The following is a 21,411-nucleotide window of genomic DNA, read 5'->3' as shown; positions in this document are numbered from 1 at the left end:
CGAGGGAGGGACAGCCGATGAGACGGGTCGTGATCACCGGGATCGGGGTGGTGGCCCCCGGCGGGGTCGGCGTGAAGGAGTACTGGTCGCTGCTGACCGCCGGCCGGACGGCCACCCGCGCCATCACCCTCTTCGACGCCACCGGCTACCGCTCGCGCATCGCCGCCGAGGCCGACTTCGACCCCGCCGCGCACGGGATCGGGCCCGACGAGGCGCGCCGCCTGGACCGGGCGGCGCAGTTCGCCCTGGCCGCCGCCCGGGAGGCCCTCACCGACAGCGGACTGGTGGGCGGCGACCTCGCCCCGCACCGCACGGGCGTCACCCTGGGCAGCGCGGTGGGCTGCACCACGGGCCTGGACACCCAGTACCCGCTGGTCAGCGAGCAGGGCACCCGCTGGGAGGTGGACCACGCCAAGGCCGCGGCCCGGCTCTTCGACCACTTCGTCCCGAGCTCCATGGCGGCCGAGGTGGCCCGGACCGCGGGCGCCGAGGGGCCCGTGTCCCTGGTGTCCACCGGCTGCACCTCGGGCCTGGACTCCCTCGGTCACGCCGTGGAACTCGTCCGCGAGGGCAGCGCCGACATCATGGTCGCCGGTGCCACCGAGGCCCCGATCTCCCCGATCACCGTGGCCTGCTTCGACGCGATCAAGGCCACCAGCCCCCGCAACGACGACCCGGCCACCGCGTCCCGCCCGTTCGACCGCACGCGCAACGGCTTCGTGCTCGGCGAGGGCGCCGCGGTGGTCGTCCTGGAGGAACTGCAGCGGGCCCGGCGGCGCGGCGCGCACATCTACGCCGAGATCGCCGGCTTCGCCTCGCGCAGCAACGCCTACCACATGACGGGACTGAAGAGCGACGGCGTCGAGATGGCCGCCGCGATCCGCGCCGCCCTGGACGAGGCCCGCCTGGACCGGTCCGCCGTCGACTACATCAACGCCCACGGCTCCGGCACCAAGCAGAACGACAAGCACGAGACCACCGCGTTCAAACGGAGCCTGGGGGAGCGGGCCCGGCAGGTGCCGGTCAGTTCCATCAAGTCGATGATCGGGCACTCCCTCGGCGCCATCGGCGCCCTGGAGGTCGCCGCCTGCGCCCTGGCCATCGAGCACGACACCGTGCCGCCCACCGCCAACCTGCGCGAGCCCGACCCGGACTGCGACCTCGACTACACCCCGCTGACCGCCCGAGAACACCGGACCGACACGGTCCTCACGGTCGGCAGCGGCTTCGGCGGCTTCCAGAGCGCCATGGTCCTCACCCGGCCGCGCCCGGGCACGGCCGCGTGAGCCCCCGGCCCGCGGCCGGGGGCCGCCTGGTCGAGGTCGCCGACGGGGTGCACGCCTACCTCCAGCCGCACGGCGGCTGGTGCCTGAACAACGCCGGCCTGGTCGTCGGCGCCGGCGGCGCCTGCACCCTGGTCGACACCGCGGCCACCGAGGACCGCGCCCGTACCTTGCGCGCCCACGTGCTGGCCCGCACCGGCCGGCCCCCGCGCACCCTGGTCAACACGCACTTCCACGGCGACCACACCTTCGGCAACAGCCGCTTCCCCGAGGCCGTGGTCGTCGCCCACGAGAGCGCCCGGGCCGCGATGACGGCCGCCGGACTCCATCTGACGAGCCTGTGGCCCGAGGTGCGCTGGGGCGAGCTCGAAGTGGCGCTGCCGGACCTGACCTTCACCGACACGCTGACCCTGTGGACCGGCGGGATCCGGATCGAGCTGCTGCACCTGGGGCCCGCCGCGCACACCACCAACGACATCGCCGTCTGGCTGCCCGAGCAGCGGGTCCTGTTCACGGGCGACGTGGTGATGTCGGGCATCACACCCTTCTGCCTGATGGGCTCCGTCAGCGGCTCCCTGGCCGCCCTCGACCGGCTGCGCGCCCTGGACCCGCTGGTCGTGGTCCCCGGGCACGGCCCGCTCGGCGGCCCCGAGCTCCTCGACGCCGACGAGGGCTACTTCCGCTGGCTGCGGGCCCTGGCCCGGGACGGCTTCGAGGCGGGCCTCGCCCCGCTCGACCTCGCCCGGCTCACCGGCCCGGGCCCGTACGCCGCCCTGCTCGACGCCGAGCGGCTGGTGCCGAACCTGCACCGGGCCTACGCCGAACTGCGCGGGGCCCGGCCGGGGGAGCCGCTGGACGTTCCCGCGCTGTTCCGGGAGATGACCGACTACCACGGCGGCCTGCCGGCCTGCCACGCCTGACGCGCGCGGCCCGGCGCGCGGGTCAGGGCAGGTCGTCCCGGGTCACCACCCGGTGCGCGACCAGGAGCCCGCCGTGCGTCCCGCGCACCAGCACGTCCTCGCACACGCACATCCGGTGCACCCGGGACGCGCCGCCGACCGGGGTCGCGTACACGACCGCGTACGCGCGCACGGCCACGGTCCCGTCCGGGAGGGGGCGGACGTCGAGCATGCCCAGCACGTGCCGGTGCCGCTCACCCGCCGCCTCGAGCTGCGCCCGGGCCCGGCGCGCCGAGGCCACCAGCCCGGCCCGGCCGCGTACCGGCTCCGGCAGCGTCGGGACGTCGAAGACCGCGTCCTCGGTGAAGGTGAGCGACCAGGCCCGCGCCTCCCCGAGGTCCAGCCGCTGCATCTGGTGCGCGTAGAACTGCTGGACCTCCGCGTGCAGCGCGGCGGACCAGACGGCCCCCGGTGCGACCGCCTCCGTCGTCATGGCTCTCCCCTCGCCCGGCCCCGGCCGGTCTTCGGCGTCCCGCCCGTCCCCCGCACTCTCCCGCCGGGCGGTCGCGCGCGCTTCGAAGACGCCTCAAGCCCCGTCCCAGCGCGCCGCGCGACCCTGGACGCGACCGTGCCCGGAGAGGCGAGGACTCCCGAGATGGAAGGGGCGCCCACCGTGCCCACGGAACAGGTGCACCGCACCTCCCACCAGGTGGAGGCCGACGCTCCGGCCGACACCGTCTACGCACTGCTCGCGGACGCCGAGCGGTGGCCGCTGCTGTTCCCGCCCACCGTCCACGTGCGCCGCCTGGACCCGCCCGCCACCGGCGGGACCGGCGCGCCCGGCACCGGCGCGCCCGGCTCCCGCCCGGGGACCGCGGCGGAGCGACTGCAGATCTGGGCCACCGCCAACGGCACCCTCAAGCACTGGACCTCCCGCCGGGACCTGGACCCCGTCGCCCGGCGCATCGGCTTCCGCCAGGAGGTCCCGGCACCGCCGCTGAGCGCCATGGGCGGCACCTGGACCGTGGACCCGCTGGGCCCCGGCCGCTGCCGGGTGACGCTGCTGCACGACTTCCGCGTCGCGGGCGACCGCGCGGAGGACGTCGCCTGGGTGCTGCGGGCCACCGACACCAACAGCCGCGCCGAGCTCGCCCGGCTGGCCCGGCTCGCCGAGCGGCCCCGGCGCCTGGAGGGGCTGCTGTTCTCCTTCGCCGACCGCCTGCGCATCGAGGAACCGGCGCCGGCCGTCCTGGACCGGCTCGACCACGGCGCCCTGTGGCCGGCCCCGGTCCCGGCGACGGCGGCGAGCGGGGCCGCGGCGGGGACGCCGGAGCCGCCCGCGGCTGCCGTCGTCCGCCTGCCGCAGGAGGCGAGGGTCGTCTTCAAGACACCCGGCCCCGTGGCTCCGCTGGCCGTGCACACCGGGAGCTGGACGGTCACCGCGGAAGGACCCGGCGCGGCCACCGTGACCGTGCGCCAGCGGGTGGTGCTGCGCACCGAGGCCGACCGGCCGCGCGTACGGCAGGACGTACGGGAGGAGCTGGGCCGGGCGGCCCGGACCGCGCTCGCCCGGCTCCGGGACGCACATGCGTTGATCTTATGCTCGGGTTTGCGCGAGTCAGCTGGGTTTGCGACCGGTGAGCGACTTTGATGTGTTTGCCGGGCGTCCTGAGCGAGCAGGGGGATCCACCATGGGCACCGATCACATCCACAAGGACAGCGCACCCACCTTGATCGGCTCCGTGCAGCGGGCGCTGCGCCTGCTGGAGGCGATGTACGCGGAAGGCGGCGTCACCGCCAAACGGCTGTCCCGTCTGACCGGGATTCCACTTCCCACGGTCTACCACCTCCTGCGCACCCTGACCCATGAGGGTTATGTGCTGCGCGAGGGGGGAGCCTTCCGGTTGTCTGATCATTTGCCCTTGGCGTCGTGATTCAGGCCATGTTTGTGATCGCATTCGCGCATGTTCCTCTGGAAAATGCCAGAACACCCTTGCGGGCTACGGAGGTTCAGTAAGTTCATCCCTGTCGCGCCGTACGGCTGTGCACCACGCACATACGGCCGGGAGGGGAGCCCGCGTGCCCGGGATCGACGAATGCCTGCTCGAAGCCATGGCCCTGCCGGGGGCGCGGGGGGCCGCGCTCGTGGACTGGAGCAGCGGACTGGCCCTCGGCACGGTCGGCGAGTCCCCGGTCGGCGACCACGAGACCACCGCCGCCGAGACCGCGGAGCTGGCCCGCGCGGCGGCCGAGTACGAGACCTTCGCGGCGACGTCCGACCCGGCGGCCCGGCCGGCGCCCGGGGCCGCGGGCGGTGGCCCCGGCGGGGCCGCGGGCGCCGCGGCCGCGGGCGTGGGCGGCCCGCCCGTCGAGGACCTGATCGTGACCACCCGCACCGGCTACCACGTGCTCCGCTTCGTCGCCACGAGCTTCGACAGCAGCGTCTTCCTCCACCTGTGGCTGGACCGGGCGGAGGGCAACCTCGCCCTGGCCCGCATGAGACTGCGCGACCTGGCCGAAGGGCTGGTGCTCAGGTGACCGCCGGCACGGCCGCCACCGGTGCGGTCTCCCCCCTGCTGACCCGGCTCGCCGAGGAGCGCGCCACCGGCGCCCTGCTGCGCGACCGCGGCACCCTCTTCCTGGAGGACGGCCGGATCGTGCACGCCGAGAGCCCGGCCACGCCCGGCCTGGAGATCCTGCTCACCGCCGGCGGCGGCCTGACCCGCGAGCGCTGGCGGGAGGCCGTGGACCGGGCCGGCGCCCGCCGCGAGGTGGCCCGCTTCCTCGTCGACAGCGGCGGCCTGGCCGGCGGCGAGCTGGAGATCTGCCATCTCGCGGCCATCTTCGACGCCGCCTTCTTCGCCCTCTCCCCGGGCAGCGGCCCCTCCCGGTTCCGGCGCGGCGCCACCCACTGGATCGGCTCGGTCCGCCCGGTCCCCGCCGAAGCCGTCGAACGCGAGACCGTGCGCCGCCGCGAGCTGCTGGACGCCGTCTGGCCGTACCCGCTGCTGGACACCGCCCCCGTGGTGCCCCGGGAGGCCGCCCCCGGCCAGACGGTCACCCTGCGCCAGCGGGCCCTGCTGCGCGCCGCCGACGGGGTGCGCACGCCCGCCGCACTGGCCTGGGCCCTGGGCCGGCCGGCCTTCCACACGCTGCTCGACGTCCGCCGGCTGGCCGCGGCCGGCCTGGTCGAGACCCCGCGCGAGCCGGCTCCCGCACCGGCTCCCGCCGCCCTTCCCGCCTGGATGACCCAGGCCCAGCCCCCGGACGTGGCGTTGCTCCGCCGGTTGCGCGACGCACTGGAGGCAAGCCTGTGAGGCTCCCGCTGCGACAGCTCGCCGAGCGCAGGCAAGCCGAGAGGAGGAAGTCCGAGATGAGTGGAATCGTCATGGTGCCCGCAGAAGCCGAGGCCGAGATACTCGCCGAACTGCGCCGGCTCCGGGCCCGGGTCCCCCAGCTCACCGGAGTGCTCGCCGCCAGCGCCGACGGCCTGGTCCTCGCGCAGGACACCGCCGCCACGGAGGCCGAGTCGGTGGCCGCCCTCACCGCCGCCGCCCTGGGCGTGGCCCAGCGGCTCAGCGACACCACCGGCCAGGGCGGCTTCCGCGAGCTCCTGGTCCGCGGCGAGCACGGCTACGTCGCCACCTACGCCGCGGGGGACACGGCGGTGCTCACCCTGATCGCGGAACCCCGCGCCAACGTCGGCCGGCTCCACCTGGAGGCCCGCCGCTCCAGCCTCCGCATAGCGGAGCTCATCGACCACACGCTCGGCCGCCGGGGTCCCGGCGCCCCCGCGTAGTCCTTCGCAGATCCGACGCGTACACGACGTACGCACGCCGGGTGCACCGTGCACACGGCGCCCATCGAGAGGAATCCCACATGGCCAACGTCGAGCTCGCGCTCAAGGAAGCCACCACCGTCATCGAGGGGGCCATCGGCGCCGCCCTGGTCGACTACACCAGCGGCATGGCGCTGGGCACCCTGGGCGGCGGCAAGGACCTGGACCTGACGGTCGCCGCCGCGGGCAACACGGACGTGGTGCGCGCCAAGGTCCGCACCATGGAGATGCTCGGCCTCAACGACGAGATCGAGGACATCCTCATCACCCTCGGTTCGCAGTACCACCTCATCCGCCTGCTACGCTCGCGCGGCTCCCAGGGGCTGTTCCTCTATCTCGCTCTGGACAAGCAGCGGGCCAATCTCGCGATGGCCCGTCACCAGTTGAAGAAGATCGAGGCCGAACTGGAGGTGTGACCGTCCGTACCGGCAGTCACCGACAGGTGGCGGGCGGCTGAATCTTTGTCGCCCGCCTCGGCGGTGTGGGGGGATATGCCCTGGATGGGGGGATTTTATCATCCCGTTACAGAGTAAGATGCTGTAATTAGCTGATCATTGACAGAGAAACCCCTGCTGGAGAATCCCTCACCCATGCCCCCGCGCCTGAGCATCGTCGTCCCCGTCTACAACGTCGAGCTCTATCTCGACGAGTGCTTGGAGTCCCTCGCCGCCCAGACGTTCGACGACTTCGAAGTCGTCATGGTCGACGACGGGTCCACGGACACGAGCGCCGACATCGCCAAGAAGTTCGCCGCGCGGGACAAGCGGTTCCGACTCGTCCAGCAGGAGAACGCCGGCCTCGGTGCCGCCCGCAACACCGGTGCCCGGCACATCGCCGAAGGCACCGAGTACCTCGCGTTCGTCGACAGCGACGACACCATGCCGCCGAACGCCTACCAGTTGATGGTCGACACCCTCGACGAGACCGGATCCGACTTCGTCGGCGGCAACGTGCTGCGCTTCCGCTCCGTCGGCATGAACCAGTCGTGGGGCCACCGCGCGCCCTTCGCCAAGACCCGGCTGAAGACCCACATCTCCAAGTTCGCGCCGCTGGTCACCGACCGCACCGCGTGGAACAAGGTCTACCGCCGGACGTTCTGGGACAAGCACGGCTTCCAGTACCCCGAGGGCATCCTCTACGAGGACGCCCCCGTCAGCATCCCCGCGCACTACTTCGCCGAGAGCGTCGACATCCTCGGTGACGTCGTCTACCACTGGCGGGTCCGCGAGACCGGTGAGCGCTCCATCACCCAGCGCTCCACCGACCCGGTCTCCCTCATCGACCGCGTCACCTCCGTCCGCCTGGTCCGCGAGTCGCTCAAGGCCAAGCAGGGCCCGGAGTACGCCCGTTACCTGCGCGACTACGACCACAACGTGCTCGCCGAAGAGCTCCCGCTCATCTACAAGTACGTGCCCGAGGGCGGCCAGGACTTCCGTGACGCCTTCGTCGAGCACGTCGGCGGCCTGGTCCGCGAGATCGGCGAGGGCCCCTGGAACGACCTGACCGTCGCCGACCGCCTGAAGGCCTACCTCGCCCGCGAGGGCCGCGTGGAGGACTTCATCGCCCTCCTCAAGCACCAGGAGGACTACTCCTGGAGCGTCCCGGTCAAGGGCCTGGCCCGCCCCACGGCGGACTACCCCTTCCTCCAGGGCCGCCCGCCGGTCCCCGCCAAGATCCTCACCCTCGGCAACCGCGAGCTCCGCGTCGTCAGCCGCGTCGAGCAGGCGGCCTGGGCCGGCGGCAAGCTGCTGCTGCGCGGCTACGCCCTGCCCGGCCACCTCGGTGCCGAGAGCCGCCTCGGCTCGCGCAAGATGCTCGTCTTCCGCGAGAAGGGCAAGCGCCGCCGCTCCGTCGTCACGGCCCGCACCGTCGCCTCCCCGATGGCCACGGTCAACGCCCCGCACCTCGCGCTGCGGCACGCCGACTGGGCCGGCTTCACCGCCGTCGTCGACCCGTCGATCTTCCAGACCGGCGGCAAGTGGCACGAGGGCGTCTGGACCACCTCCATCGCCGTCACCGGCGCCGGCGGCCTGCACCGCGCCCGCCTCAAGGGCGGCGACCACGACAGCGGCCTGACCCCGCCCGCGCACTGGGTGGCCCCCGACGTCCGCGTCGTCCCGCAGGTCTCGCCCACCTTCACCGTGGCCGTGGAGATCGTCCGCGCCCGCGCCCTGGACGTGACCACCGACGGCGAGGGCGCCCTCACCGTCACCGGTGAACTGGCCGAGCAGCCCGGCGCCGGCGCCGTCCTGCGCGCGACCCACCAGACCACCGGCACCGAGCTGACCTTCCCGCTGGAAGCCGACTCCGCCGTCGGCGGCCGGGTCCCGTTCAGCGTGACCGTCCCCGTGGCCGACCTGGCCGCCGTCCCCGATACCGAGGTCAAGCCCGGCGAGTGGGCGCCGGAGCCGTGGCACCTGACCGTGGTCCGCGCCGACGGCACCACCTACCCGCTGGCCCACGACGAGCGCGGAGGCTTCACCGGCCTGGTCGTCCCCGTCCCCGGTGACACCACCGGCCGCGCCCTCTACGCCAAGCGCACCGACGACGGCCGGCTCTGCCTGTCCATGCAGCCGTCGCCGCCGCTGGTCGACACGGTCACCGCCAAGGACGGCGTGCTCACCCTCAAGGGCACCTTCCACGCGCCGACCGACGAGCCGTACGAGTTCGTGCTGCACAACTGGCACGGCGAGGAGTTCAGCTACCCCGCCACCCGGGACGGCGACCGGTTCGAGGCCACCTTCGAGCCGATGCTGCCCGAGGCGTACGCCGGCCGCACCTCGCTGCCGCACGGCCGCTGGTGGCCCACGCTGCGCCCGCTCTCCCAGGGCGGCACCACCGCCGGCCTGCTCGGCGTCGACCGCGGCGCGCCCGTCCAGCTGGTCGCCCCGGCGCTCGGCACCGGCCCGGTCGCGCTGACCGTCGCCGGCCGCCGCATGCGCGTGGAGGCCCGCTACTACGACCGCATGGCGCTCGTCGCCGACCAGCTGCTGAGCCCGCACGACCGCTCCCGCTACGCCCAGCGCGTCGCCCGCGACGTGACCTACCCGGCCCAGCGCCAGGCGCCGGTCAAGGACATGGTCGTCTTCGACACCTTCCAGGGCAACGGCGCCGGCGACTCCCCGCGTGCCATCCACGAGGAGCTGCTGCGCCGCGGCGAGAAGCTGGAGCACATCTGGCTGGTCCGCGACGGCCGCGCCGAGGTCCCGGCCACCGCGCGCGCCGTGCAGTACGGCAGCCTGGAGGCCTGGGACGTGCTGGCCCGCGCCAAGTACTACGTGACCAACGACAGCGTCCCGCGCACCTTCCGCCGCCGCGAGGGCCAGACGGTCGTCCAGACCTGGCACGGCACGCCGCTCAAGCAGATCGGCCACGACTACATCCACGACTACTACTCCAGCCCGGAGATCCTCGCCGCGCTGGAGCACGACAGCGCCCAGTGGTCGCTGCTGGTGTCGCCCTCCAGCTTCGCCACCCCCGTCCTGCGGCGCGCGCTCGGCTACCAGGGCGAGGTCATGGAGGTCGGCAGCCCCCGCGCCGACGTGCTGCTGCGCCGGGACGACGAGCAGGTCGCCGAGCGGACCGCCGAGGTCCGCCGCCGGCTCGGCCTGCCCGAGGGCAAGAAGGTCGTGCTGTACGCCCCGACCTGGCGGGAGAACCGCGAGGGCTGGAGCGGCGGCTACAAGCTGGACCTCCAGATCGACCTCGACGCCGCCCGGCGCGAGCTCGGCGAGGACCACGTCCTGCTGATCCGCGGCCACTACCGGGTCAACGAGCAGGTCCGCGACGCCGTCCGCGACGGTTTCGTGCTGGACGTCGGCCGCTGGCCCGACACCACCGACCTGCTGCTGGTGGCGGACGTCCTGATCTCGGACTACTCCTCCGTGATGTGCGACTTCGCCCTGACCGACAAGCCGATCCTGCTGTTCACGTACGACCTGGCGCACTACCGCGACACTCTGCGCGGCTTCACCTTCGACCTGGAGGAGAAGGCGCCCGGCCCGCTGCTGCACGACTCGGCCGCCCTGATCGAGGCCGTGAAGAACGCGGACGCGGTCGGTGCGCAGTACGCCGGGGCCCGGGCCGCCTTCCGCGCCGAGTTCGCCGACCTGGACAAGGGCACCGCCGCCGCCCAGGTCGTCGACCGGATGCTCGGCGCGAAGTGAGCGCGGCGTGAGCTGACGTGAGCTGACCCCTCCGGGTGAAGCGCAGAACCGGTCCCGGGCCCGCCGATGAATCGGGGGCCCGGGACCGGTCTGTACCGGCACGAGGGCGTGACCGCGCCCGCCCAGCCACCTGGAGGCGTCATGATCAAGGGATTCACCACCTGCCTGTGGTTCGACGGCAAGGCCGAGGAAGCCGCCGAGTTCTACGTGTCCGTCTTCAAGGACGGCAGCATCGGCCGCATCGTGCGCTGCACCGAGGCCGGCCCCGGCCCGGTCGGGTCGGTGCTGGTGGTCGAGTTCGAGGCCAACGGGCAGCGGTTCGCCGCCCTCAACGGCGGCCCCGAGTTCACCTTCACCGAGGCCGTCTCGTTCCAGGTGCACTGCGCCGACCAGGCGGAGGCCGACCACTACTGGGAGGCCCTGACCGCCGACGGCGGCGAGGGCGTCGCCTGCGGGTGGGTCAAGGACAAGTTCGGACTGTCCTGGCAGGTCTTCCCGGCGGAGGTCCTGGAACTGGTCGCGGACCCCGACCCGCAGCGCGCGGCCCGCGCCACCCGGGCGATGCTGACCATGCAGAAGCTGGACGTCGAGCAGATGCGCCGGGCCGCCGACGGCACCTGAGGCGAGGTGCCGCCGGGCAGCGCGCCCTCCGGAGAGCGGGGCCTAGGCCGCGGAGAGCCGCCGCAGCAACCGCGGCAGGGCCGTCCCGATCGGCTCGCGGACGACCTCGGCGGCCAGCGGGTCGTACGGGGTCTCCTCGGCGTTGACGATGATCAGCCGGGCCCCGTGCTCCGCGGCGATGCCCACGAGCGAGGCGGCGGGCTGGACCTGGAGCGTCGACCCGACCGCGACGAAGACGTCGCAGCCCTTGGCGACGGCCATGGCCTGCCCCAGCACCTCGGGGTCGAGCCGCTCGCCGAACATCACGGTGGCCGCCTTCAGGATCCCGCCGCACGTCCCGCAGGCGGGATCCGGTTCGCCGGCGGCCACCCGGGCGAGGGCCTCGGCCATCTCGGTGCGGGCGTGGCAGCGGGTGCAGACCACCTGCCGCGCGGTGCCGTGCAGCTCGAACACCTTGCGGGCGGGCAGTCCGGCCAGCTGGTGCAGCCCGTCCACGTTCTGCGTGATCACCCGCACCGGCGTCCCGCCGCGCTCCAGCTCGGCCACGGCCAGGTGCGCGGCGTTGGGCCGCGCCGCCAGTGCGGCGAGTTCGGCGCGCATCAGCCAGGACCGGCGGCGGATCTCCGGGTCCGCCATGTAGGACGCGTAGGTGACGAGCTTCTCCGCCTCGGGGTCGCGGCGCCACAGCCCCTGCGGGCCCCGGTAGTCCGGAATCCCGGAGTCGGTGGACATTCCGGCCCCGCTGAACACGGCGACGAGCGGTTTCCTCATGGGGCGACCCTACGGACGCCGGCCACCGGGGGCGAACCCTTTTGCGAGGCCTGCGCACGCGACCGGTGCCAGCGTGGTGAACCCCGGCCTCCACAGGAGTGAGATCCGCGCGTCATTCGCTCCCGGCCGCCGGGCAGCGGTTACACCCCAGGCATGAGGAACCTTCCGCACCGCCTCTCCGCGCTCTGCCTGACCGCGCTGATCGCGCTGGCCGCCTCCGCTCCGGCTGCCGTCGCCGACGGCCCGTTCGGCCACAAGCGGCACACCGCCGCCCAGATCGGCCGCTTCCTGACCGACTTCTACGGGCACCACGGCCCGTCCCGCTACCACCGCACGCACCGGGTGTCCCATCAGTTGAAGGAGAAACAGCAGAACACCCCCGACCAGGACGTCCTGCTCTGCGCCCGCAACGTCCCCCAGGACATCACCGTCGGGGAGGTCACCGTCGCGCAGTCCGCGGGCGTCGGCTGGGCCACCGTCACCACGCACTGGGGCGCCGGCGAGATCGACACCGTGACCGCGTACGTCCGCCTGGACTCCCGGCCGATCGTGCTCGACGACGTCATCTGCGGCGGCCCTGCGACCCCCAGGAGCACGCCTTAGACGCTCTGCTGAGGGTTCGTCGGGTCTGGTAGAACTCGTCCCATGACGGGATCGAGGGTTTCGACGGGTACTTCGACGCGGTTCGAGATCACCGGCGCCGGCGGGGCGGACATGGAGCTGCTGCGGGCCTGGGCCGACGAGGAGGGGTGGAATCCGGGGGACAGCGACCGCTTCGCCTTCGCCGTGGCCGATCCCCGGGGCTTCCTCGTCGGGCGGTGCGACGGGGAGCCCGCCGCCTGCATCTCGGCCGTGCGGTACGGCACCGGGTTCGGTTTCATCGGTTTCTACATCGCCCACCCGCGGTTCCGCGGCCAGGGCTACGGCATCCAGCTCTGGCGGGCCGGCATGGCACGGCTGGAGGGGCGCCTGATCGGTCTGGACGGGGTGGTGGAGCAGCAGGACAACTACCGCACGTCCGGCTTCCGGCGGGCCTGGAACAACGTCCGCCACGAGGGCGTGCCGCAGGACGCGGGCGGCGTCCGGGGCGTGGAGCTGGTGGACGCGGCCTCGCTGCCCTTCGACGTACTGGCCGCCTACGACCGGCGGTTCTTCCCCGAGGCCCGTGACGCCTTCCTGGCCGCCTGGCTGGGCCTGCCCGGACGCACGGGCGTCGCCGCGGTCCGCGAGGGGCGGATCGAGGGCCTCGGCCTGGTGCGGCCGTGCAGCGCGGCCTCCCGCATCGGTCCCCTGTACGCGGCGACGCCCGAGGTGGCGGCCGCCCTGGTCGGCCGGCTCGCGGCCGAGGTGCCGGACGGCACGGTCGCGGTGGACGTGCCCGACGCCAACCCGGCGGCCACCGCCCTGATGGCGCGGCTCGGACTGGTCCCCACCTTCGAGGCGGCCCGCATGTACACCGGCCCGGCGCCGGAGCTGGACCTGGCCGGCCTGTACGGGGTCACCAGCCTCGAACTGGGCTGACAGTCCTGGAGCGTTGGCCTACGCTGCACGTGGTCGGACCGCCTGCCGAGGGGGGACCACGATGGCGTACTTCCTGCTCTTCGTCGCGGCGGTGCTCAGCGTGGTGCGGTGGACCACGGACACGCCCTTCCTGAGCACCGCCCTGTGGTGGATCTGGGGAGCCGGGCTCGTCCTGCTGCTGTTCGAGCTGGTCCGCGGCCGCGTCGTCCGCGTCAGAAGGCGAACAGCGTGCCGCTGCCGTGGCGCAGCGCGCACCGGTTGGCGAAGGTGTGCGCGTAGTTGACGTGCCGGCCTTCCCAGACGCCCGCCGCGGTCACCGTGATCGGGTCCCACTCCCGGGTGCAGGGGCGGCTGACCGGAGGCACGGTGATCGCGTCGAAGCGGGCCCGGACCTGCCGCAACTCCCGGCAGGCGGCGGCGGGCGCCGGGTGCGTCCCGCCGGGGACGGGCGCGCAGACCAGCGTCACCGCGCGCAGCGCCGTGCCCTGCTCGCCCTCGACGGCGCCGGCCGACACGGTGAGGACGAGCGCCGACGGGGCGTAGAGCCTCTGCGTGTCGCCGGGCGCGGCGTCCGCCACCCCGGAACCGGCCAGCGCGGTGAGCGCGGTCAGCCCCATGGCGGCGGAAGCGAGCCCCAGACCCCTGACGATGGACCGCATTGCGAACACTCCTTCGGGTCGCGTTTTCGGATAGCGGACAGTCTTGCCCACGCGCTCCCCGAACGCCTGCCTCCACCGTCAATTTCCGTCACCATTCGTGACCGTTCGATCGCAGGCCGCAGCCGGGTGGGTGTCCTTGACCAGGACGGCAATCCGGCCGGGAATCGGCCTGGACCGGTCCGTTCCGCTCGCTTCCGGTCCGTTGCGCTCTGCTCCGATCCGTTCCGGTCGGATCCCTTCGGTCCGGCGGTGCGGGCGGGCCGGTGCCGCGCGGTCCGCTACAGCGGAAGGCTCCCCGACGCGCTGCGCGGGGCGTAGAGGTCCATCAGGCGCACCCGGGTCTCGTGCAGCCGGTGCGCCAGCACCCGGCCCACCCAGTGCCCCAGCGCCGAGCCGAAGGCCGGGTCGGCGTCCATCAGCATCCGTACCCGCTTCGCGTCGAACTCGTAGGCCCGCACGGGGGTCATCGCATGGGCGCTGAGCTGCCACACGTACGGCGGGAACAGCCAGGACCAGCCCACCAGCTCCCCGGTGCCGAGGTTCTCGACCGTCGCCGCCCGGCGGTGTCCCGGCATCGGGACCTCCAGCGTCACGGTCCCCGACCGCACGATCCAGAACGACTCCGCCGGCTCGCCCTCCTCGAAGATCCGGGCATCCTCGGCGAAATTGACCTCCCGGGCGAACGCCATCAGGCGCCTGCGGTGGTCGGCGGACAGGACGGCGGCGATCCGGATGGGGGAAGGTGTGCTCACGACGGCCTCCGTTCACAGGGTCCCCCCACCACCAGTGTGGGGGTGACCGGCCCGGTCGGGCACCCGCCGGTCCGCAGGTGTTCCGCGGGCGTCCGCCGGCCCGGGCCGGCCGGGGCCGTCCGGTGGCTTGCCCCAAGGCTGTCCGGCCGCTTGCCCGAGGCCGCCCGTCGGCCTGCCCGGGCTTCCCGGCGGCCTCCCGTCGGCTTTCCGGCGGCTTCCCCCGTGGGCCGACCAGCCGGTAACTTGACGTGTCCCCACCAACTCATCGGCCGTCCGGCCAGCCGGCCGGACCCCCTCGACGGGCATGTCATGAAGACTCTGTCACGGGCCGCACGCGGCACCCTCCTCGCGGCCCTCCTGCTCTCCCTCGCCACCCCTCCCGCCCCGGCCGCCCCCGCGCCCGCCTCCGGCGCCCCGGGGTCCACGGCGGACCGCGCCGTCCAGGAGACCTGGACCCCGCCGCTGTCCACCCGGGGCCGCTACGTCGTCGACGCCCGCGGCGAACGCTTCCGGCTGCGCGCCGGCAACTGGGACGGCGCCCAGGGCTCCTGGACCGGCTCCGGCGACCGGGCCGACCCCGCCTCCCACCACGCCGGGCAGCCCTCGTACGGCATCCCGCTCGGCCTGGACCGGGTGCCCCTGCCCCGGCTGCTCGCCGACTTCCGGGCCCTCGGCCTCAACAGCATCCGACTGCCGTTCTCCAACGAGATGCTGCGCACCACCGCGCCCGTCCCCGACGCGGCCGTGGCCGCCAACCCCGGCCTGCGCGGGCGGACCCCGCTCCAGGTCTTCGACGCGGTGGTCGACGCGCTCACGGCGGACGGATTCGCCGTCGTCCTCAACAACCACACCGTCACCACCCGCTGGTGCTGCGGCCTGGACGGCAACGAGCGCTGGAACAGCAGCGGCCGCACCACCGCCCAATGGGCCGACGACTGGGTGGCCATGGCCCGCCGCTACCGCGGCAACCCCCGCGTGGTCGGCGCCGACCTCTACAACGAGGTCCGCCGGGACGTCTGGGACGACCCCAACTGGGGGCTTGGCGACGACCACGACTGGCACGCCGCCGCCCAGGAGGCCGCCGACCGGATCCTGAGCGAGGCCAACCCCGACCTCCTGGTCGTCGTCGAGGGCATCAACTGGACGGGCCTGCCCGTCGACGGCTTCCCGCACGGACGCCCCACCCTCACCCCGGTCCGTACGCTGTCCCACACCCTGGTCGTCTCCCACAAGCTGGTCTACTCCGCCCACTTTTACGGCTACACCGGACCGAACCACAGCGGCGCGACCGGCATCGGCGAGACCCACGACCCCCGTTACCAGGACCTGACCGCCGAGCGACTGCGCCAGGTCCTCCACGACCAGGCCTTCTACGTGTCCGCCGAGACCGGCACCCACTTCACCGCCCCCGTCTGGATCAGCGAGTTCGGCATCGGCGCCGACGAGCAGGGCGCCGCGCCGCGCACCTGGTTCCAGCGGCTCACCGACCTGCTGACCGAGGCCGACGCCGACTACGCGTACTGGCCGCTGGTCGGCTGGTCCGCCGGCGCGGACGGCTCCGGCGGCTCCGGCGGCGACACCTGGGCGCTGCTGCGCTACGACCCGACCGGCCGGCGTTCGGGTGTGCTGGACCCCGGCGACTGGCGGACGCCTGCCTGGACGGCCCTGACCGGCGCGGCCGGCCGCACCGGCACCGTGCCCGCCGCGCCTGCCTGGTACCAGCTGGACATCGACCACCGCGATCACGTCGCCTCGCTGCGCACCCGGGCCGGCGGCGACTGGGACAGCGGGGCCCGCAAGGCCGTCTGCCCGGACGGCTCGCGGCTGGCCGGACTCGCCCGCACCGGGGGCCGAGGGCTGTGCGCGAGCTCCGACCTGCGGGCCGGCACCGGGGGCCACACCGTCGTGCGCGACGAGTCGTACGTGCCGCCCGGCGGCGACTGGGCCACCGGCTGGACCAAGTTCAGCTGCCCGCAGGGCCAGTTCCTGATCGGCTACAGCGTCCGCGGCGAACGGGTCTCCGCGGCCCTGGCGCCCCGGCCCGTACGCCGCTGCCGGCCGGCGCGGGCCGCACGGTCTGGTTCGACCAGGGCGACAACCGGCCGCCCGGCGCAGCCGCGCTCGGGGGCGACTTCGCCTCCGGCCACTACAAGGGCCAGTGCCTGCCCACCGAGTACGCGGCGGGCATCGCCTTCACGACCCGCTTCGCCGCCCGGCCGTCCCCGGCCGCACTGCTGTGCCGGCCGGCTCCCTGACGCTCCGTCCGGACCGCGCCAGGACCACGGCCGTCCCGACGGCCGCCGCCGCGACCACCGGCAGTGCCAGCCGGTGGTCGACGGCAGCCACCAGGGCCGGCCCCACCCCCATGGCGACCGCCGCCGGCGCGTACACCAGCGCGGTGGTCCCGGCGGCCACCCGGCCCGTCAGCCCGGGCGGCACCTCCCGCTGGACCGTGGTCAGCGCGGCGATCAGCACCGCCGGCAGCCCCAGCCCCGCCGCCAGCGCCCCGCCGAGCACCGCGGCGTCGTACGGCAGCGCGCGCAGCCCCAGGGCCACGCCGAGCACCGCGCAGCCCGCGGCCGCGTAGGCGCGCACCGGCAACCGGCGCATCAGCGGCCCGGCCAGCAGCCCGGCGACCACCGAGCCCGCGCCCTGGACGGCGTAGTACACCCCGAGGAAGGCGGGGGAGCGGCCGAGCCCCCGGTCCACGACCGCGTAGAGGAACGCCCCGCCCAGCCCGGAGCAGACCATCGCCGCCCCGGCCGCCAGGACCAGCGGGCGCAGCGCGGGCGTGCCCCACAGCGCCCGCACCCCCTCGGCCGTCCGGGCGCGCAGGCCGGGCCGCGCGCCGTCGGACAGGGCGGCGACCGGCTCCGGCTCGGTGACCGGCGCCGGCTCGGAGATCCGCCGACTCGCGAAGACCGCGGCGGCCGCCAGGAACGTCAGCGCGTCCAGCACCGCCACCGCGACCCCGCCGAAGCGCACGTACAGCGCGGCACCGGCCAGCGGCGCGATCAGCTTCACGCCCTCGCCGGCCGCCATCCGCAGCCCGTTGAAATCCCCCAGCAGCTCCTGGTCCACGGCCACCGCGACCAGCGCCGCCTCGGCCGCCTCCGCGACCACGCCGCCGACCCCGTACACCACCAGCACCGCGAACAGCAGCCACACCCGCGGCGCGGAGTCCACCGCGCACAGGGTCAGCAGCAGCGCGGCGAGCGCGAGGTTCAGCCGGACCAGCAGGGTCCGGCGCCGGCCGCGGTCGGCGAGCGTGCCCAGGGCCGGGCCGAAGGGGGTCGCCGCCCACAGCGCGAACACCGTGAGGGCGGCCAGCGCGTCCGAGCCGGTCAGGTCCTTGACCCAGATCCCCGAGGCCAGCCACATCGCCGTGGACCCGAACCCCGACACCACCACACCCGTCAGACAGCGGCGGGCGGTCGGATCCCGCAGCACCGCGCGCCGGCCGGCCGGCGTCCCGTTCGTCTTCGTCACGCCGCTCACGGTGCGGGCTGAGGCCCCCGCGCCGGATCAGGCGGATGCCTTATTGTGCGCCGGTTCGGCAACCGATACGTCAAGTGCGGTGACGTGATCGCGTCGAGACCCTAGGGTGCGCCAGAACACGACAAGACAATGAACTTGGGGGGTTCATGCGTAGAACCAGAGGGCCGGCCGCCGCGCTCGCCCTGTCCCTGGTGGGTCTGGGTGCCGGACTCGGACTGGGCCTCGGCCTCGCACCGCGGGCCGCCGCCGTCACACCGCCCGTGGCCTTCACCGCCGACGCGCTGCCGACCTGGCAGCCCAACGGCGTCGTCTGGGCCCTGGCCGAGGCGGGCGGCACCGTCTTCGCGGGCGGCACCTTCTCCGCCGTACGACTGCCCGCGGGCGGCGCCGGCAGCGAACAGGAAGCGGTCAACTTCGTGGCGCTGGACGCCGCGACGGGCGCACCGACCGCCTGCAAGCTCTCCTTCACGGTCGGCGCCGGCACGGCCACCGTCCGGGCGCTGGCCCTCTCGCCCGACCGGCAGACCCTGTACGCGGGCGGCTACTTCGGCGCGGTCAACGGCGTGCCCGTCAGCAGCCTGGCCGCGATCGACGTGGCCGCCTGCACCGTGAAGACCTCCTTCCGGCCCGCCTTCGCGGCCACGGTCCGGGCGCTCGCCGTCACCGGCGACACGGTCTACGCGGGCGGCGACTTCCTCACCGTGGCGGGCCAGCCGCGCCAGCGCTTCGCCGCCGTCGCCGCCGACGACGGGGCGCTTCTGCCCTTCCGGGCCGACGCCGACGAACCCGGCCGGGCCGTGGAGGTCACCCCGGACGGCTCCAAGGTGCTCCTGGGCGGCGACTTCTTCACCGTCAACGGCACCAGCAGCCACGCCCTGGCCGTCGTCGACGCCACCAGCGGCGCTCTGACCCGGTCCTACCCCGGCTTCATCGAGACCAACTCGGTGGTCAAGGACATCGCCACCGACGGCACCGGCTTCTACACCGCCAACGAGGGCACCGGCGGCGGGGTGTTCGACGGCCGGATCGCGCTCGACCTGTCCGACTTCGGCCAGCGCTGGCGCGACACCTGCCTGGGCGCCACCCAGGCCGTCCTGCCGTACCAGAACGTGCTCTACAGCGCCTCGCACGCCCACGACTGTTCGAGCGTCGGGGAGTTCCCCGACGGGCGGCGCCACCACCTGCTCGCCCAGCCCACCAGTGGCACCGGCAAGCTCGGCTGGTCGCCGGACACCGACGACGGCATCGGGGAGGGCATCGGCCCGCGCGTGCTGACCGTCGGCGCCAAGGCCGGGGTGCAGTACCTGTGGGTGGGCGGCGAGTTCACCAGTGTCAACGGCGCCGGCCAGCAGAGCCTGACCCGGTTCGCCTCGACCGGCGACACCGGCGCGCCCACGGTCCCGCTGGCGAGTGCCGCGGCCTTCGGGCCCGGGCAGGTGCAGGTCCGCTGGCGCACCAGCCTGGACCTCGACGACAGCAGGCTCACCTACCGGGTCTACCGCAACGGCGGCGCCACCCCGGTGGCCACGCTGAACGCCGACTCGCTGTTCTTCAAGCGGCCGCAGGCCTCCTGGACGGACACCGCCGTCACGCCCGGCCAGACGTACACCTACCGGGTGACGGCGACCGACGCGGCCGGCAACACCAGCGCCCTGTCGGCCCCGGCGGCGGTGACGGTGCCGACGTCCAACGAGGTCTACCCGGCGCAGGTCCGCGCCGACGGCGCCGAGCTGTACTGGCGCTACGACGACGCCTCGCTGCCGTACGTCGCCGACTCCTCCGGCGGCGGCACCGCGGCCGGTGTGCACCTGAACGGGCCGGCCCTGCGCCAGACGCCCGCCGCCGTGACCGGCAAGAGCACGGCGATCGGCTTCAACGGCACCGACAACCGGGTGTACGCCGACCGGCGTCACTCGGTCGGCAGCACGTACACGCTGGAGACCTGGTTCCGGACCGGCACCACCCGCGGCGGCAAGATCCTCGGCTTCGGAAACAACCAGGACCGGGGCAGCAACCGCTACGACAAGCACATCTACATGACGAACGACGGCCGGCTGGTCTTCGGCGTCTACAACGGCGCCACCCGTACGATCACCACGGCCGGCGCGTACAACGACAATGCCTGGCACCACGTCGTCGCCACCCAGGGCCCGGGCGGCATGGTGCTGTACGTGGACGGCGTCCAGCGCGGCACGCTGAACGCCACCACGCACGAGAACTTCTCCGGTTACTGGCACGTCGGCGGCGACAGCCTGGGCGGCTGGCCCAACAAGCCCACAAGCGACCTGTGGGCGGGGCAGATCGACGAGACGGCCGTCTACCCGACGGTCCTGACGGCGGCCCAGGTCCAGAACCACTTCGCCCTCGCCAAGGCCCCGGCGGACACGGTCGCGGTGGTCACCGCCGCCGAGGACACCTACGCCAACGCGGGCGCGCCCGGCACCAACTTCGGCACCTCGGGGTCGCTGGCCGTGCGGGGGAACCCGCTCTACGCCAGCTACCTGCGCTTCGAACTGCCGGCGGCGCCGGCGGGGACGGTGCTGAAGTCGGCTGCGCTCGCGATCAGGACGAGCACCATGAGCGGGGCGGGCACCGCCGACACCGTCTCGGTGGTCCCGGTCACGGGCGCGTGGACGGAGTCCGGGACGACGTACGACAACCGCCCGGCCCTCGGCGGCCAGGTGCTCGGCACCTTCGCGGGCGTCCCGGACGGGTCGGCCGTCCACACCACCGCCCTGGACCCGGCGGCACTCGCCGGCGCGCTGGGGACGTCGTACAGCGTGGCCCTGACCGGCAGCGGGGCCGACGCGCTGTGGCTGTGGTCCTCGGAGGCGCCGGCGAACGAGGGCACGCCCCAGCTGACGCTGACCTTCGGCGCGCCGTAGCCGCCCCGGCTACGCCCCGGGTCCGGCCGGGGCGTGGCCGACGTGGGCCAGGACCTGCTGGAGCAGGGCCGTGACGTGCTCGTCGTGGAGCTCGTAGACCACGGTGCGGCCCGTGCGGCGGCCGGTCACGAGGCCGAGGTGGCGCAGCAGCCGCAGGTGGTTGGAGACGGTGGGCTGGCCGAGGGAGAGGTCCTCGGCCAGCTCGCCGACCGCGCAGGGCGCGGCGAGCAGGCGGGCCAGGATGCGGATCCGGGCGGGGGAGGCCAGGCCCTGCATGACGTCGGCGACCGCGGACGCATCCGAGGCGGACAGGAGTTCCATGCGCACAGTCTACTCATGCATATATGTGGATGTGCTGATATGTTGATGTCATGTGGACATTCGGCGAGCACGCCTCGCACACCCAGCAGCAGCACCAGACCGGCCGAACCGCGCCGGGCGCCGCCACCTGCGGCTCCTGCGGCTCCCGCGGCTCCACCGAGACCCCGGCCCGCGCCCGCCGCCGGTGGGGGCCCCGT

At 74.1% G+C, this 21,411-nt stretch carries 18 protein-coding genes and 2 pseudogenes; 14 read left to right on the top strand and 6 right to left on the bottom strand.

Going from position 1 to position 21,411, the window contains the following annotated elements:
* Positions 1-17 precede the first annotated feature (17 nt).
* On the top strand, positions 18-1,286 hold the full coding sequence (locus LG632_RS16745) for a beta-ketoacyl-[acyl-carrier-protein] synthase family protein (RefSeq protein WP_226728116.1): 1,269 nt from the start codon (positions 18-20) through the stop codon (positions 1,284-1,286).
* Entirely contained in the window at positions 1,283-2,203 is a 921-nt protein-coding gene (locus LG632_RS16740; RefSeq protein ID WP_226728115.1) for an MBL fold metallo-hydrolase, read from the top strand. The genes LG632_RS16745 and LG632_RS16740 overlap by 4 nt, the downstream gene beginning before the upstream one ends.
* 22 nt (positions 2,204-2,225) lie before the next feature.
* Here the strand turns inward: LG632_RS16740 and LG632_RS16735 are convergent, their stop codons facing one another.
* Positions 2,226-2,675, bottom strand: coding sequence for a nuclear transport factor 2 family protein (locus LG632_RS16735; RefSeq protein ID WP_226728114.1), 450 nt, complete (start codon positions 2,673-2,675; stop codon positions 2,226-2,228).
* Positions 2,676-2,855: 180 nt separating this feature from the next.
* Between LG632_RS16735 and LG632_RS16730 the strand changes: the two genes are divergently transcribed.
* The 8 genes and pseudogenes from LG632_RS16730 to LG632_RS16695 all read left to right on the top strand — a co-directional run bounded on the left by LG632_RS16730 (position 2,856) and on the right by LG632_RS16695 (position 10,807).
* Positions 2,856-3,833, top strand: coding sequence for an aromatase/cyclase (locus LG632_RS16730; RefSeq protein WP_226728113.1), 978 nt, complete (start codon positions 2,856-2,858; stop codon positions 3,831-3,833).
* Between the two features lie 40 nt (positions 3,834-3,873).
* Positions 3,874-4,089 (top strand): annotated as a pseudogene (locus LG632_RS16725) (helix-turn-helix domain-containing protein); the annotation flags it as partial.
* A gap of 172 nt (positions 4,090-4,261) precedes the next feature.
* Positions 4,262-4,720, top strand: coding sequence for a hypothetical protein (locus LG632_RS16720; RefSeq protein WP_226728112.1), 459 nt, complete (start codon positions 4,262-4,264; stop codon positions 4,718-4,720).
* The gene (locus tag LG632_RS16715) at positions 4,717-5,499 is read left to right on the top strand and encodes a transcriptional regulator (RefSeq protein WP_226728111.1); all 783 of its coding nucleotides are present in this window, start codon (positions 4,717-4,719) and stop codon (positions 5,497-5,499) included. The genes LG632_RS16720 and LG632_RS16715 overlap by 4 nt, the downstream gene beginning before the upstream one ends.
* Before the next feature lie 56 nt (positions 5,500-5,555).
* Positions 5,556-5,981, top strand: coding sequence for a roadblock/LC7 domain-containing protein (locus LG632_RS16710; protein ID WP_226728110.1), 426 nt, complete (start codon positions 5,556-5,558; stop codon positions 5,979-5,981).
* A gap of 80 nt (positions 5,982-6,061) precedes the next feature.
* Positions 6,062-6,436 (top strand): hypothetical protein, encoded by a 375-nt coding sequence (locus LG632_RS16705; RefSeq protein ID WP_226728109.1) that lies wholly within the window; start codon positions 6,062-6,064, stop codon positions 6,434-6,436.
* Positions 6,437-6,610: 174 nt separating this feature from the next.
* Positions 6,611-10,186, top strand: a complete 3,576-nt coding sequence (locus LG632_RS16700; RefSeq protein ID WP_226728108.1) for a bifunctional glycosyltransferase/CDP-glycerol:glycerophosphate glycerophosphotransferase — start codon at positions 6,611-6,613, stop codon at positions 10,184-10,186.
* Positions 10,187-10,327: 141 nt separating this feature from the next.
* Positions 10,328-10,807: a VOC family protein gene (locus tag LG632_RS16695; protein ID WP_226728107.1), complete on the top strand. Its 480-nt coding sequence runs from the start codon at positions 10,328-10,330 to the stop codon at positions 10,805-10,807.
* Positions 10,808-10,849: 42 nt separating this feature from the next.
* Here the strand turns inward: LG632_RS16695 and LG632_RS16690 are convergent, their stop codons facing one another.
* Entirely contained in the window at positions 10,850-11,578 is a 729-nt protein-coding gene (locus tag LG632_RS16690; RefSeq protein ID WP_226728106.1) for an SIR2 family NAD-dependent protein deacylase, read from the bottom strand.
* A gap of 153 nt (positions 11,579-11,731) precedes the next feature.
* Here LG632_RS16690 and LG632_RS16685 point away from each other — a divergent pair, with 153 nt between their 5' ends.
* Both LG632_RS16685 and LG632_RS16680 read left to right on the top strand, forming a co-directional pair.
* Positions 11,732-12,181 carry a hypothetical protein gene (locus tag LG632_RS16685; RefSeq protein WP_226728105.1) on the top strand — a complete coding sequence of 150 codons (450 nt, stop codon included), beginning with the start codon at positions 11,732-11,734 and terminating at the stop codon, positions 12,179-12,181.
* A 42-nt stretch (positions 12,182-12,223) separates the two neighbouring features.
* Positions 12,224-13,099, top strand: coding sequence for a GNAT family N-acetyltransferase (locus LG632_RS16680; protein WP_226728104.1), 876 nt, complete (start codon positions 12,224-12,226; stop codon positions 13,097-13,099).
* Positions 13,100-13,311: 212 nt separating this feature from the next.
* Here LG632_RS16680 and LG632_RS16675 read toward each other — a convergent pair whose 3' ends face one another.
* Both LG632_RS16675 and LG632_RS16670 read right to left on the bottom strand, forming a co-directional pair.
* On the bottom strand, positions 13,312-13,758 hold the full coding sequence (locus LG632_RS16675) for an SSI family serine proteinase inhibitor (protein ID WP_226728103.1): 447 nt from the start codon (positions 13,756-13,758) through the stop codon (positions 13,312-13,314).
* 278 nt (positions 13,759-14,036) lie between these two features.
* Entirely contained in the window at positions 14,037-14,510 is a 474-nt protein-coding gene (locus LG632_RS16670; protein ID WP_226728102.1) for a Crp/Fnr family transcriptional regulator, read from the bottom strand.
* A gap of 309 nt (positions 14,511-14,819) precedes the next feature.
* Between LG632_RS16670 and LG632_RS16665 the strand changes: the two are divergent.
* Positions 14,820-16,765 (top strand): annotated as a pseudogene (locus tag LG632_RS16665) (glycoside hydrolase family 5 protein).
* Here LG632_RS16665 and LG632_RS16660 read toward each other — a convergent pair.
* Positions 16,704-17,960 (bottom strand): MFS transporter, encoded by a 1,257-nt coding sequence (locus tag LG632_RS16660; RefSeq protein WP_226728127.1) that lies wholly within the window; start codon positions 17,958-17,960, stop codon positions 16,704-16,706. The pseudogene LG632_RS16665 and the gene LG632_RS16660 sit on opposite strands and share 62 nt — an antisense overlap.
* Before the next feature lie 194 nt (positions 17,961-18,154).
* Here LG632_RS16660 and LG632_RS16655 point away from each other — a divergent pair, with 194 nt between their 5' ends.
* Positions 18,155-20,893 (top strand): CBM96 family carbohydrate-binding protein, encoded by a 2,739-nt coding sequence (locus LG632_RS16655; RefSeq protein ID WP_226728101.1) that lies wholly within the window; start codon positions 18,155-18,157, stop codon positions 20,891-20,893.
* 9 nt (positions 20,894-20,902) lie between these two features.
* Here LG632_RS16655 and LG632_RS16650 read toward each other — a convergent pair whose 3' ends face one another.
* Positions 20,903-21,214 (bottom strand): ArsR/SmtB family transcription factor, encoded by a 312-nt coding sequence (locus tag LG632_RS16650; RefSeq protein ID WP_226728100.1) that lies wholly within the window; start codon positions 21,212-21,214, stop codon positions 20,903-20,905.
* Positions 21,215-21,411 lie beyond the last annotated feature (197 nt).

Source organism: Streptomyces antimicrobicus (genome assembly GCF_020532625.1).
In the GTDB taxonomy this organism is placed as follows: Bacteria; Actinomycetota; Actinomycetes; order Streptomycetales; family Streptomycetaceae; genus Streptomyces; species Streptomyces antimicrobicus.
Note: the sequence above shows the minus strand (reverse complement) of the source record. Positions and strands in the feature narration are given on the sequence as shown.